We start from the raw sequence: 12,822 nt of genomic DNA on the forward strand, positions 1-12,822 counted from the left end.
GACTGAGAGGTCATGGGTCCGTCCTCACGCGGTCCGTGCACGAAGTGCGGTTGACGCCAAGCCATTCGGCGCGCCGCGCCCGGCGGATTGGTCGGCCGCCGATTGGGCGGCGGACCCCCGGCCGCCCGTACTTCCCTCACGAAACCTCGCGGCGCCCCCGATCCGGACCGGGCCCGGCCGCGAACCAGGTAGTGGGGGCGGCGCGGCACCGGGCCGCGCGCCGCCGAGCGGGAGGGGAACCGATGCGGGCGGACAAATTGCTGCCGATGGTCGGGCGGGGCGACGTACGGGCGTACGAGGAGCTGTACGAACTGGTGTCGGGCACGGTGTACGGGCTCGTGCTGCGGGTCCTTCGTGACCCCGCGCAGTCCGAGGAGGTCACCCAGGAGGTGTTCCTCGAGCTGTGGCGGGACGCGGCCCGCTTCGACCCGGGCCGGGGCACCGCGATGGCCTGGGTGCTCACCCGCGCCCACCGCAGAGCGGTCGACCGGGTGCGCCAGGCCCGCGCGTCCAGGGAGCGCGAGGCGCGGGCCGCCAGCCGCTGGCACCGCACCGCCTTCGACGAGGTCGCCGAGCAGGTCGAGACGAACCTGGACCGCGAGTGGGTGCGCCGCTGCCTTGAAGGCCTCACCGACCTCCAGCGCTCCTCCGTGACCCTCGCCTACTACGAGGGCTACACCTACCGGGAGGTCGCGCAACGCCTCTCGGTCCCGCTCGGCACCGTCAAGACGCGGATGCGCGACGGGCTCACCCGGCTGCGCGCCTGCCTGGGGGACGCCGCATGAACCTCCGTACCCGACTGCCCCACCGGCCGCGTTCCCTCGTGGCGCCCTACGCCCTCGACGCCCTGGAGGACCGCGAACGCGCCCGCTTCGAGCGGCACTTGAAGCGCTGCGACGCGTGCGCCGAGGAGGTGCGCGCGCTCACGGAGAGCTCCGTGCGGCTCGCCTGCTCGGCCGCCGTCGCGCCGCCCAGCGCGCTGCGCGAGCGGGTCCTGGCCGCCGTACGACGCACCGAGCAGGTCACGGTGGAGCCGCGGGCCCGCGTCGCACCACGCGCGCGTGGGCTGCTGATTCCGCTCGGCGTGGCCACCGGGGCGGGCGCGCTCACCGTGGCCGCGCTCTTCGCCGTGCAGCTGGAGCGCACCTCGGACCGGCTCGACGCACAGCGGGCCGCCTCGCGCGAGGTGGCGCGGGTGCTCGCGGCGCCGGACGCCGGCGCGGTGCGCGCGGACGGCCTGAACGTGGTCGCGTCGCCGGAGCGGGGCAGCGCCGTGATCACTGTCACAGGTCTCCAGTCGCCGCCCCGGGGGCGGGTCCACCAGCTGTGGCTGATGGAGCCCTCGGCGCCGCCCCGTTCCCTCGGTCTGCTGCCCGACGGCGGCTCCGACACGCCCGTGGTGGCCACCGGCTTGACTCCGGACGCCTCCTCACTCGCTGTCACGACCGAGCCGGACGGCGGCTCAGAACGGCCCACAGGAGCCCCACTTGTCCAACTCGCCCTGGAATCGGTCGGATTCGGAGAGTGATCGCTTTCGAACCGTCAACCCCCTTACGAGGGAGGTGAATGCTGCGACCGGGATACACGAGTGCCGCGCTGGGGCGATAGGGTTAACCTGCCCGGGCCGGGTGCCCTCGTACGGGTGGGGAGTGACATGGAACAGATAACAGTGCGCAGCAGGCCGCGAGTGCCTGCGATCACCTGCGGGAACAGTGCGACCAGTTCGCGTCTCGACCGCCATCTCTCGGTGCTCGGCGGCCCTGCCGTCCCGCAGCGCGAGACGATGGAGGCGACGTCACTGATGCGCGAGCTGACCACGCGTGACACGGCGCACGAGCGCAGCGGAAGGCGCGCACGCGTGCGGAGGGTCTCCCTCTTCGCGCCGCTGCGGCGGCTGACCCGCTCGCTTTTCGGCGGCCACTAGAAAGCGGCCGACCCAGCAAGAGACAAGGCCCGTATCGCGCCTCCGCGCCGTCCGGTGCACCGCCGCGCATCACAGCGACCGTCATCCCCACGGCACGCGGCGGACACTCCGGCAAGGAGGACGATGCGGGCCTTTGTCGTGCGCGTGCGCCCGCACGTCGCGTAACGCCCTTGTCACGCACGGATGTTGACGGGGCAACCTCCAGGGTTCAGTGTGGCGCGTGATCGTCGTTGGCAGTTACAGCTACACCCACCTCACCCCCGGAGGTTCGCGTGTGTGACCTGCACGACCACCACGAGCACGAGATGCCCGACACCGGCACCGGGCCGCAGATCAGCAGACGCCGCATCATGCAGATGCTCGGCGCCGCCGGAGTGACCACCGCCGCGATGACCGCCCAGGCGGACCCGGCGATGGCCGCCGCGGCGGACGGCGCGGACGCGGCGCCTCTCGAATACAAGGCCCCTGAAGGACTCGCCGAGGACAGCCCGGCCAAGGCCGCCGCCCTCGGCTGGATCGGCGCCAACAGCTCCCGCATCACCGGCCTGAACGAGGAGATCTGGGAGCACGCCGAGCTCTCGCTGCGCGAGTGGAACTCCTCGCTCGCCGAGGCCGGCTTCCTCGAACAGGCCGGATTCGACGTGAAGTTCGGCACGGCCGGCTTCCCGACCGCGTTCACCGCGACCTTCTCGTACGGCAGCGGCGGTCCGGTGCTCGGGTTCAGCGGCGAGTACGACGCGCTGCCCGGCCTCTCCCAGAACAAGGGCGTCGGGCACCACGACCCCCGCGAGTACATCCACGACCCCTTCGCCCCGAGCTACGGCCCGGGGCACGGTTGCGGGCACAGCGCGCTCGGCACCGCGGCGGCTGCCGCTGCCGCCGCCGTCGCCCAGGCCGCGAAGAAGCACAAGCTGCCCGTCACCGTGAAGTTCTTCGGCTCCACCGCCGAGGAGACCCTGATCGGCAAGACGTACGCGGTCAGCAAGGGCGTGTACGAGGGGCTCGACGCCTTCCTCGACTGGCACCCCTCCACCGCGAACGCCACCGGCTGGGGCACCAGCAACGCCATGACCGCCGTGACCTTCACCTTCCTCGGTGTGGCCGGGCACGGCGGCACCCCGCTCGGCAACAAGTCCGCGCTCGACGCCGCCGTGATGATGGCGACGATGTCGGAGTTCCTGCGCGAGGAGAACATGGCGCCGAGCGCCCGCCTGCACTGGGTGATCAACAACGGCGGCGACATCCCGAACGTCACCCCGGAGATCGCCGAGATCAGCTACTACGTGCGCGAGGGCAGCACCGCCCGCGTCCAGGTGCTGCTCGACAAGGTGATCGCGATCTCCGAGGCCGCCGCCAAGGCCTCGCAGACGAAGGTCCAGCACCGCATCACCTCGGCCTGCTGGAACCAGCTGCCGTCCAAGTCCTTCGCGGAGCTGCTGCACGACAACATGCGGCAGATCGGACCGCCGAAGTTCACTGCGGAAGCACACCAGTTGGCGAAGGACCTGCAGAAGTCCCTGGGGCTCCCCGAGGCCGGAATGCACGACAAGGTCGCCGAACTCAAGCCGCCGGACCCGGTGTTCCTCGGCGGCGGCTCCACCGACGTCGCGGACATCAGCTGGAACGTGCCGACCGTCTCGATGGGCGCCGCGCTCGCCCCGATCGGCGGCAAGTTCCACACCTGGTCCACGGCCGCCTGCGCGGCGGCGGCGCCCGGCCAGGCCGCGGTGCTCGCCGCCGCGAAGTACCTGGCCGCCACCGCCGTCGACCTGATCACCCAGCCGGAGCGGCTCAAGGCCATCAAGGACGAGTTCAAGGACCGCACCAAGGACGTCGAGTGGAAGACGGCGATCCCCGACGGCTATGAGCCGCCCATGTACGAGCCGCCGCAGTGGTTCCTGAAGAAGACCGGGCAGAAGTGGCCGCCGAGCAACATCACCTGGCCGCCGAAGCGGGTCGTGTCCCAGGAGAAGTTCTCCTCGCTCGGCCCGGCGTTGGAGCCGCAGAAGTAGGCACGGGAGGTCCGTTCACCGTCCGCCGTGCGTGCAGCGGCGGACGGCGAGCGGCACGCACACCGCGAGCAGTACGGCACACCACGCCAGGGAGCCCGCCACCGGGTGCGTCACCGGCCACGCGGCGCCGTGCGGCACCGGCGCGTTGCCGAACAGGTCGCGGACGGCCGTGGCCACCGCGCTGATCGGGTTCCACTCGGCGACCGTGCGCACCCAGCCCGGCATCCCGTCGGTCGGGATGTACGCGTTCGACAGCAGCGGCAGCATGAAGGTCGCGCTGCCGAGCTGCCCCGCCGCCTCCTCGCTCCCCGAGGCGAGGCCGAGCAGGATCCCCACCCAGGTCGTCGCGAACCGGAAGAGCAGGAGCAGCCCGAACGCCCCGAGCGCGCCCGGCAGTCCGCCCTCGATCCGCCACCCCATCGCGAGCCCCACGAGCACCAGCGGGACGAGCCCGACCGCCGTCGTCAGCAGATCGGCGACGGCCTGCCCGAGCGGCACCGCCGCCCGGCTCATCGGCAGCGTCCGGAAGCGGTCCATCACGCCCCGGTGCGAGTCCTGGGCGGCGCCGAACATCCCGTTCATGATCCCGCCCGCCGCGGTGGCGACGAGCATGCCCGGCACCAGGAACGCCCGGTAGTCCGAGCCCGGCATGGCGAGCGCCGAGCCGAAGACGTAGCCGAAGAACAGCAGGAACACGATCGGCATCGTCTGCGTCATGATCAGGATCGCCGGGGCGTGCCGGACGCGCTGGAGGTGCCGGCCGAGCATGGCGGTTCCGTCGTAGAGGATGGCGGTGCTCATGCGGCGACCTCCTGGGTCTCGTGGCCGGTGACGGTGAGGCGCAGGAACACCTCGTCGAGGGTGGGCGGGCGCAGCGTCGCGTCGAGCAACGGGACGCCGGACGCGTCGAGTTCGCGGACGACGCGGGGGAGCGTGACGGCCGGGTCGAGGACGACGGCGCCCACGGTGCGGCGCTCGGCGTCCACCTCGGGGCGGGCGCCGGTGAGCTGGTCGAGGACGACGGCGGCCGCGTGCAGCGCCTGCTCGCCCGCGTCCTGCGCCACGGCCACCTCCGCGTAGTGGCCGATCTGCGCCTTGAGCTCGGCGGGCGTGCCCGAGTGGGCGGCGCGGCCCCCGTCGATCAGCACGATGTCGTCGGCGAGCTGGTCCGCCTCCTCCAGGTACTGCGTGGTGAGGACGACGGTCGTGCCCTCGCGGGACAGCTCGCGCACGGCCTCCCAGATGCCGTTCCTGCTGTGCGGGTCGAGCCCGGTCGTCGGCTCGTCGAGGAAGAGTACGGCGGGCCGGGTGATCAGGCTCGCGGCCAGGTCGAGGCGGCGGCGCATGCCTCCGGAGTACGTACGGGCCGGGCGGTCGGCGGCCTCGGTCAGCTCGAAGCGCTCGATCAGCTCGTCGGCGCGGGTCCTGGCGCCCGGCGCGCGCAGCAGGCGGGCGAACAGGCGCAGGTTCTCGCGGCCGGTGAGGTCCCCGTCGACCGAGGCGTACTGGCCGGTGACGCCGATGCGGCGGCGTACCTCGTGCGGCTCCGCGGTGACGTCGTGCCCCGCGACACGCGCGGTGCCGGCGTCGGGGCGCAGGAGCGTCGTGAGCAGCCGGACGGCGGTCGTCTTGCCCGCCCCGTTCGGCCCGAGCAGTCCGCACACCGTGCCCTCGCGGACCGCCAGATCCAGGCCGCGCACGGCGTGCACGGCCTTCGGTCCCTTGCCGAAGCGCTTCTCCAGACCTTCACTAAGTACAGCGTACGTAGAAGTCATATGGCCCCACCGTAGCGCACTACGTACGGTGTACGTAACTAGGATGGTGCGCGAGGTGATGATCAATGGCGGGCCGAGCGGTCGAACCCGAAGTGATCTGGGCGCGCCCCGAGCGCGCCGGGCGGGGGCCGAGGCCCGCGCACAGCAGGGCCGACATCGCGGCGACGGCGGTCCGCGTCGCCGACACCGAGGGCATCGACGCGGTGTCCATGCGGAAGGTCGCCGCCGAGCTGGGCATGGGCACGATGTCGCTGTACAACTACGTGCCGCGCAAGGAGGACCTGTACGAGCTGATGGTCGACGCCGTCAGCGCCGAGTACGAGTTCCCCGAGCCGAGCGGCGACTGGCGGGCGGACGTCCTCGGGCTCGCCCGGCAGGCGCGGGCGCTGATGCACCGGCACCCCTGGATGCCGGGCCTGATGTCACCGGTCTACGGGTTCAGCCCGAACGCGCTGGCATATCTGGAGTACTGCCTGACCTGCCTCGACCCGCTCGATCTGCCGTACGGCACGAAGATGGAGCTGGTCGCGGCGGTGACCAGCGTGGTCACGACGTACGTGGCCAACGAGATCGCCACGGCCGAGCGCACCCGTTCCCTGCCGTGGAGCGCCGAGAAGGAGCAGGCGGTGCGGATCGCGTACCTGGGTGAGCAGGTGGCCTCGGGCAAGTACCCGCGCCTCGCGGCGTCGTTCGCCGAGGACGCGGGCCCGATCGACCTGGAGGCGGTGTTCGAGCGGGCGCTGAGGCGGACGCTGGAGGGGTTCGCGGCGGAGTAGCGTGCCCGTCCCGCCGGGTCACAGGATCGCGAACTGGCCGCCGGGGCCCTCCTCCTGGTGGTCCAGGACCGAGGCGGGGCGGTGTGCCGCGTCGGGGACGGGGAGGACGTGGGCCCGCTCCAGGTCCTTCGACGTCATCGGGTCCGCGAGCACGGCCTCCCGCAACTCCTGCTGCCGCGGGCCGAGTTCCGCGAGCAGCGTCAGGACCGTGACGAGTTCCAGGAGCTGCGAGGTCCACGGCTGCGGCCAGGTGGCCGGGCGCAGCGCCGCGAGCGTGCCGGGCTCGGCGGGCTCGGTGCGGCGCGCGAACCACTGTTCCAGGACCCGGACCCCGCTGACGTGGAAGTCCCAGGCCGCCGCGGGGACCGGGGAGACGCGTCCCTCGCCGACGAGCAGGGCCTCCTCGTCCCGGTCGTAGCGGATCTCCGTCGGCCGGGCCGGCAGCGGGGCGCGTACGTACGGGCGGCGGCCGCCGGGCAGCTTGGGGCGCTCGGCGTCCGTGCCGCGCCGCTCCAACCACAGCACACGGCGGCCCAGTTCGACGCCGCGCGCCCATACGCCGGGGTCGTCCGGCAGCGGCACGCGGACGTCGGGGGAGCCGTCGCGGGCGCCCGCCGCCAGGATCCACGCGAACAGGTCGGGCGCCGTCACCTCCCGGTCGTACGTCCCGGAGAGGTGGGTGAGCAGGCCCGGCGCCACGTTCGGCTCCGTGCCGCCGGGGCGGCGGTACAGCGGGCGGATGCGGCCGGGCCTGCCCGCGGGGGAGCGGCCCTCCGGGAGCACGGCGGACGCGAGCAGTGCGGGGCCGCCGGCGTCGGGCACGTGGCCCTGCTCGACCAGGAAGAGCTGCCGGTCGTCCGCGACCCGCCACAGTTCGGGCCGGGCCGCGTCGATCAGGCGCTGGTCCGGGATGAGCCACTGCTCGTCGAACGGGCCGTGCAGCAGCGGTACGGGTTCCGGGCAGGGGCCCTCCGCGTGCGCGAGCGGCTCCGTGCCGGTGCGCTGGCCAGGGAGCTGGGCGGCGGCGGTGTGCAGGGTGCGGGCACGGGAGGGTTCGAGGAGCGTGCTGCGTTGTGCCTCGTCGGCCTGGACGAATGTGTTCCAGCGGGACTTCAGGGTCGCGGCGTCCGGTGCGACGGGCCAGCCGCGGCCCGTGCGCAGCGGCGCGACGGACCAGGGCATGAGCTCCGCCAGGAGCGGGTCGTTCGTCACGCCCGGCATGGTACGTCCCCCTCTTGCGCGGCACCGTGGTTGCGCTCCCGGGGCGCCGCCCCGGACCCCGCGGGCTCTCGTCCACAAAGCGGGGCTTGATGTGCCTAGTCCGCGTCCAACGTCACCGTGAACGAGAAGCGGTCTCCCCGGTAGTGGATGACCGCCACGTCCAGCACCCTGCCCTCCTCGTCGTACGTCACACCCGTGTAGTGCAGGATCGGGCTCAGGAGGGGGACTTCGAGGAGGCGGGCCGTCTCCGGGTCCGCGAGGCGCGCCTGGACCGAGTCCGTGATCCGGCTGATGCGCACGCCGACCACGTCCCGCAGCACCTTCGTCATCGGCCACCGCTCCAGGTCCGCGAGGTCGACGCGGGCGCCGATGTCGGGCCGCAGGTAGTTGCGGGCATGGTTCGTCGGCTCGCCGGTCTTCTCGTCGGAGCGCAGCCGGTGGTACGTGGGGACGGACCCGGCCCCCGGGAAGTGCTCGGCGAAGGCCACGGGCACCGGCACCGTGTCGTGGTCGAGCAGCCGCGTCGTCATGCCGGACTGCTGCGCGACGATCGCGTCGACCGAGCCGAGCAGGCGCACCGGCGCGCCCTGCTGGGCATCCGGCTCGATGAACGTGCCGCGGCGCCGGTGCCGCGTGATGAGCCCCTCGTCCTCCAGTTCCTTGAGCGCCTGACGCATGGTGAGCACGGAGACCCCGTAGTGCCCCGCGAGTTGCTCCTCGGTGGGCAGGCGCAGCGGGTCCTGCGGCGATCTTCCGAGTATCGAGGCGCGCAGGGACTGCGACACCTGATACCAGAGCGGCAATTTGCGGTTCAGGACGATCGAGTCCGGGGCGAATGACGTCACGGGTTATCCGTACCGGTCGCGGGGGGAGTGGTGCAATGCGGCGACCATGGGGTCTATCCGCGGAAGTGGCGTTCCAGTCCGCGCCACACGTCGTCGTAGCCGCGCTGGAGGTGCTCTGCCGTCGAGGCGTGCGGGGCGAGGGTGACGGGCCAGCGCGTCTCGAACATGAACGCCAGGCCGTCGTCCACCTTCTGCGGCTTCAGCTCGGCGGCGCTCGCCCGGTCGAACGTGTCCCGGTCGGGGCCGTGCGCCGACATCATGTTGTGCAGGGAGCCGCCGCCCGGCACGAAGCCCTCGGCCTTCGCGTCGTAGGCACCCTCGATGAGCCCCATGTACTCGCTCATCACGTTCCGGTGGAAGTACGGCGGCCGGAACGTGTCCTCGCCCACCAGCCAGCGCGGCGCGAAGACGACGAAGTCGACCCCGGCCAGGCCCGGCGTGTCCGAGGGGGACGTCAGCACCGTGAAGATCGACGGGTCCGGGTGGTCGTACGAGATCGTCCCGATGACGTTGAAGCGGCGCAGATCGTATACGTACGGGACGTGGTTGCCGTGCCAGGCGACGACGTCGAGCGGGGAGTGGTCGTACGTCACGGTCCAGAGGTTTCCGCAGAACTTGTTGACGACCTCGACGGGGCCCTCGGCGTCCTCGTACGCGGCGACCGGCGCCCTGAAGTCCCGTGCGTTCGCCAGGCCGTTGGCGCCGATCGGGCCGAGGTCGGGGAGCTGGAACGGGGCGCCGTAGTTCTCGCAGACGTACCCGCGGGCCGTCTCGTCGAGGAGTTCCACCCGGAAGCGGACGCCGCGCGGGATCAGCGCCACCTCGTTCGGCTCGACGGCGAGCACCCCGAACTCCGTGCGCAGCAGCAGTCCGCCGCGCTCCGGGACGATCAGCAGCTCGCCGTCCGCGTCGCTGAACACCCGGTCCAGCATGGGGGAGTTGGCGTGGTAGAGGTGCACGGCCATGCCGGTGCGCTGCGTCGCGTCGCCGTTGCCGCCGAGGGTCCACAGGCCGGCCAGCCAGTCCGTGCCGGGCGCGGGCTCCGGCAGCGGGTTCCAGCGGCGGCGGTTGGGGTCGGGGGCGGTCTCGGTGAACGGGGCCGTGCGCACCGCCCCGTTGTCGACACGGGTGAACTCCGGGTGGGCCGCCGACGGGCGGATCCGGTACAGCCACGAGCGGCGGTTCTGCGCCCGCGGCTCGGTGAACGCGGTGCCGCTGAGCTGCTCCGCGTACAGGCCGAGCGGTGCGCGCTGCGGCGAGTTGCGCCCCTCGGGCAGGGCTCCCGGCACGGCTTCGGAGCCATGCTCGTTCCCGAAGCCGGAGAGGTAGGTCAGCCCCTCGGCGGTCTTGCGTACGTCCCCGCTCATCATCGCTCCCTGGTCAATGATTCCTATGCAACACCGTAGGATTCGCGGGTGCGCGGCGCAAGACACCGCCGTCCTCCGGATGGCCGACGCGCGGCGGTACCAGCGGCCGAGCGGCGGCCCGCGGGCGTCCTCCCCGCGAGGGATCCGCCGGAGCCGACGGTCCTCTACCGTCCCGGACATGCCCACCTTCCCGTCGCTCCGTGCGGCCGCCGCGGCGCTGCTGATCTGTGCCCTGATCGCGAGCGCGGCCGGCTGCGGGGAGGGCGGCGACGGCCCGCGGTCCGCCGGAGAGGTCCTCTCCCGCACCGACGGCGCGGGCCACCACTTCCGCCGGATACCCGAGAAGGGCGCTCCCGAGATCGGCCTGATCGTGAAGCCGCGGACGGGCCCCGCGGGCGGCTGGGAGGTCCGCGTCTGGGTGCGCCGCTTCCGCCTCAGCCCCCACGGCACCCCGGCCCGCGCCGCCCTCGGCCGCGGGTACGCGCGGCTCTACCTCGACGGCCGCTGCCTCGCCCGCCTGCGCGCCGTCGACTACCGCCTCCCCGGCAGCCGTGTGCACCGCGGCACCCACCAGCTCACCGCCCGCCTCTACGCCGACGACCACACGGTGTGGGCCGTCGCGGACAAGCCCGTCCAGGCCACCGCGGACCTGACCGCGTCCCCGTAGGGTGACCCGCATGGCCCACCCAACGTCCCTGCGCCGCACGCCCGTTCAGCGGCGCAGCGCCGAGCGTCTGACCCGGATCCTCGACGCCTGCGCCGAACTCCTCGACGAGACGGGCTACGACGAGCTGAGCACCCGCGCCGTCGCGCACCGCGCCGAGGTCCCCATCGGCTCGGTCTACCGCTTCTTCGGCAACAAGCGGGCCCTGGTCGACGCGCTGGCCGAGCGCAACCTGGAGCGGTACGTGCGGCGGGTCACCGCGCGCCTCGGGGACGTCCCCACCGGCGACTGGCGGGCCGCCATGGACGCCGTGCTCGACGAGTACCTCGCGATGAAGCGGACGGCGCCGGGCTTCTCCCTGGTCGACTTCGGCACCCAGCTCCCCGTGGGTGCCCCGGACGCCGACCCCAACCACCGCGTCGCCGACACCCTCACCGAACTCCTCGCCCCGCGCCTCGGCCGGACCCCCGACGCGGCCCTGCGCCGCGCGTTCCTGGTGGCCGTGGAGTCCGCCGACGCCCTGGTCCGGCTCGCGTTCCGGATCGACCCGGAGCGCGGCGACGAGGCGATCATCGCGGAGGTGCGGGAGCTGCTGCGGGCGTACCTGGCACGGGTGCTGGATTGAGGTATCCGCCGAGGTCTCCGCCGAGGTTTCCGCGCGAGACGGCTGTGACCTGGAGTTTTGCGCTTATTGCTCGCGTGTCAATGTCTTGTTAACGCTTGTTCGGCCCACCTAGCGTCTCGCTGGCTGCCTCCCCCACGGCGGCTGTTCGAAGGCGAACGTAGACGTGAGAGGGCCCTCCCCATGCTGACCATCCTCGGATTCGGGATGATCGCCACCTTCCTGGTGCTGATCATGATGAAGAAGGTGTCGCCCATCGCGGCGCTCGTGCTCATACCGGCGCTGTTCTGCGTCCTGGTGGGCCAGGGCGCCAAGCTGGGCGACTACGTGATCGCCGGCATCGGTGACCTGGCGCCCACCGCCGCCATGCTGATGTTCGCGATCGTCTACTTCGGCGTGATGATCGACGTCGGTCTCTTCGACCCGATCGTGCGCGGCATCCTGAAGTTCGCGAAGGCCGACCCCGTCCGGATCGTCGTCGGCACCGCCGTGCTCGCCGCGATCGTCTCGCTCGACGGCGACGGCTCGACCACCTTCATGATCACCGTCTCGGCGATGTACCCGCTGTACAAGCGCCTGAAGATGAGCCTCGTCGTGATGACGGGTGTGGCCGCGACGGCCAACGGCGTGATGAACACGCTGCCGTGGGGCGGCCCGACGGCCCGCGCCGCCACCGCGCTGAAGGTGGACGCCAGCGACATCTTCGTGCCGATGATCCCGGCGCTCGGCGTCGGACTGCTCTTCGTGTTCGCCCTCGCGTACGTGCTCGGGCGCCGGGAGCGCAAGCGGCTCGGCTACCTCTCCCTGGACGAGGACGTCACGGTCACCGAGACCGTCGAGGAGAAGGTGCTCGTCGGCGCGGGCGCAGGCAGCGGCAGCAAGGGGGCCGGCGCCGGTGGCGGTTCCGCGTCCGCCCCCTCGTACGAGAACGAGGAGGGCGAGACCTTCTCCGGGCTCGACCCGAACCGGGCCACCCTGCGCCCCAAGCTCTACTGGTTCAACGCGCTGCTCACGGTGGTGCTCCTGGCCTCCATGATCATGGAACTCCTGCCGATCCCGGTCCTGTTCATGCTCGGCGCCGCGCTCGCGCTCTCGGTCAACTACCCGCACATGGCCGACCAGAAGGCCCGGATCGGCGCGCACGCCGAGAACGTCCTCAACGTCGCGGGCATGGTCTTCGCCGCCGCCGTCTTCACGGGTGTGCTGCAGGGCACCGGCATGGTCGACCACATGGCGAAGTGGGTCGTGGGCGGCATCCCCGACTGGATGGGCCCGCACATGGCACTCGTGACGGGCGTGCTGTCCATCCCGTTCACGTACTTCATGTCCAACGACGGCTTCTACTTCGGCATCCTCCCGGTGCTCGCCGAGGCCGGCAACGCGCACGGCGTCTCGACCCTCGAGATCGCCCGCGCCTCGCTCGCCGGGCAGCCGCTGCACATGTCGAGCCCGCTGGTCCCGGCGGTCTACGTGCTCGTGGGCATGGCTAAGGTCGAGTTCGGCGACCACACCAAGTTCACCGTGAAATGGGCGGCGTTGACCGCGCTGGTCGTCCTCGGCGCCGGTCTGCTGTTCGGAATCGTGTGACCCGATGAATCCCGAGAACCGATGAATCC

13 protein-coding genes are annotated in these 12,822 nt (G+C 72.1%); 8 read left to right on the forward strand and 5 right to left on the reverse strand.

Going from position 1 to position 12,822, the window contains the following annotated elements; genetic code table 11:
- The first annotated feature begins 191 nt into the window (after window positions 1-191).
- From sigK to ACZ7L4_RS32845, 4 genes are all read left to right on the forward strand, one after another.
- Window positions 192-785 (forward strand): ECF RNA polymerase sigma factor SigK, encoded by a 594-nt coding sequence (gene sigK, locus ACZ7L4_RS32830; protein WP_472108307.1) that lies wholly within the window; start codon window positions 192-194, stop codon window positions 783-785.
- Window positions 782-1,528 (forward strand): anti-sigma factor, encoded by a 747-nt coding sequence (locus ACZ7L4_RS32835; RefSeq protein WP_472108309.1) that lies wholly within the window; start codon window positions 782-784, stop codon window positions 1,526-1,528. Before sigK ends, ACZ7L4_RS32835 begins: the two co-directional genes overlap by 4 nt.
- 126 nt (window positions 1,529-1,654) lie before the next feature.
- Window positions 1,655-1,924 carry a hypothetical protein gene (locus ACZ7L4_RS32840; protein WP_472108311.1) on the forward strand — a complete coding sequence of 90 codons (270 nt, stop codon included), beginning with the start codon at window positions 1,655-1,657 and terminating at the stop codon, window positions 1,922-1,924.
- A 272-nt stretch (window positions 1,925-2,196) separates the two neighbouring features.
- Window positions 2,197-3,936, forward strand: a complete 1,740-nt coding sequence (locus ACZ7L4_RS32845) for an amidohydrolase (protein ID WP_472108313.1) — start codon at window positions 2,197-2,199, stop codon at window positions 3,934-3,936.
- A gap of 15 nt (window positions 3,937-3,951) precedes the next feature.
- On the opposite strand, the gene ACZ7L4_RS32850 is transcribed toward ACZ7L4_RS32845, so the two are convergent.
- Together ACZ7L4_RS32850 and ACZ7L4_RS32855 are read right to left on the reverse strand one after the other, a co-directional pair.
- The gene (locus tag ACZ7L4_RS32850; RefSeq protein WP_472108315.1) at window positions 3,952-4,737 is read right to left on the reverse strand and encodes an ABC transporter permease; all 786 of its coding nucleotides are present in this window, start codon (window positions 4,735-4,737) and stop codon (window positions 3,952-3,954) included.
- Window positions 4,734-5,711: an ATP-binding cassette domain-containing protein gene (locus ACZ7L4_RS32855; RefSeq protein WP_472108317.1), complete on the reverse strand. Its 978-nt coding sequence runs from the start codon at window positions 5,709-5,711 to the stop codon at window positions 4,734-4,736. Before ACZ7L4_RS32855 ends, ACZ7L4_RS32850 begins: the two co-directional genes overlap by 4 nt.
- A 65-nt stretch (window positions 5,712-5,776) precedes the next feature.
- Here ACZ7L4_RS32855 and ACZ7L4_RS32860 point away from each other — a divergent pair, with 65 nt between their 5' ends.
- Window positions 5,777-6,487 carry a TetR/AcrR family transcriptional regulator gene (locus ACZ7L4_RS32860; protein WP_472108319.1) on the forward strand — a complete coding sequence of 237 codons (711 nt, stop codon included), beginning with the start codon at window positions 5,777-5,779 and terminating at the stop codon, window positions 6,485-6,487.
- An 18-nt stretch (window positions 6,488-6,505) separates the two neighbouring features.
- Here the strand turns inward: ACZ7L4_RS32860 and ACZ7L4_RS32865 are convergent, their stop codons facing one another.
- The 3 genes from ACZ7L4_RS32865 to hmgA all read right to left on the reverse strand — a co-directional run bounded on the left by ACZ7L4_RS32865 (window position 6,506) and on the right by hmgA (window position 9,920).
- Window positions 6,506-7,708: a type ISP restriction/modification enzyme gene (locus ACZ7L4_RS32865; protein WP_472108321.1), complete on the reverse strand. Its 1,203-nt coding sequence runs from the start codon at window positions 7,706-7,708 to the stop codon at window positions 6,506-6,508.
- Window positions 7,709-7,803: 95 nt separating this feature from the next.
- Window positions 7,804-8,553: a GntR family transcriptional regulator gene (locus ACZ7L4_RS32870; protein WP_450814404.1), complete on the reverse strand. Its 750-nt coding sequence runs from the start codon at window positions 8,551-8,553 to the stop codon at window positions 7,804-7,806.
- Between the two features lie 53 nt (window positions 8,554-8,606).
- The gene (gene hmgA, locus ACZ7L4_RS32875; protein ID WP_472108323.1) at window positions 8,607-9,920 is read right to left on the reverse strand and encodes a homogentisate 1,2-dioxygenase; all 1,314 of its coding nucleotides are present in this window, start codon (window positions 9,918-9,920) and stop codon (window positions 8,607-8,609) included.
- A 178-nt stretch (window positions 9,921-10,098) separates the two neighbouring features.
- Between hmgA and ACZ7L4_RS32880 the strand changes: the two genes are divergently transcribed.
- From ACZ7L4_RS32880 to ACZ7L4_RS32890, 3 genes are all read left to right on the forward strand, one after another.
- Complete coding sequence (locus tag ACZ7L4_RS32880; RefSeq protein ID WP_472108325.1) at window positions 10,099-10,587, forward strand: hypothetical protein; 489 nt, start codon at window positions 10,099-10,101, stop codon at window positions 10,585-10,587.
- A gap of 10 nt (window positions 10,588-10,597) precedes the next feature.
- A complete protein-coding gene (locus ACZ7L4_RS32885; protein WP_472108327.1) occupies window positions 10,598-11,209 on the forward strand; it encodes a TetR/AcrR family transcriptional regulator in 612 nt (203 codons plus the stop codon).
- Window positions 11,210-11,389: 180 nt separating this feature from the next.
- Window positions 11,390-12,793 (forward strand): CitMHS family transporter, encoded by a 1,404-nt coding sequence (locus tag ACZ7L4_RS32890; protein ID WP_472108329.1) that lies wholly within the window; start codon window positions 11,390-11,392, stop codon window positions 12,791-12,793.
- Window positions 12,794-12,822: the final 29 nt, after the last annotated feature.

The organism is Streptomyces sp. NPDC107575, assembly GCF_055657265.1.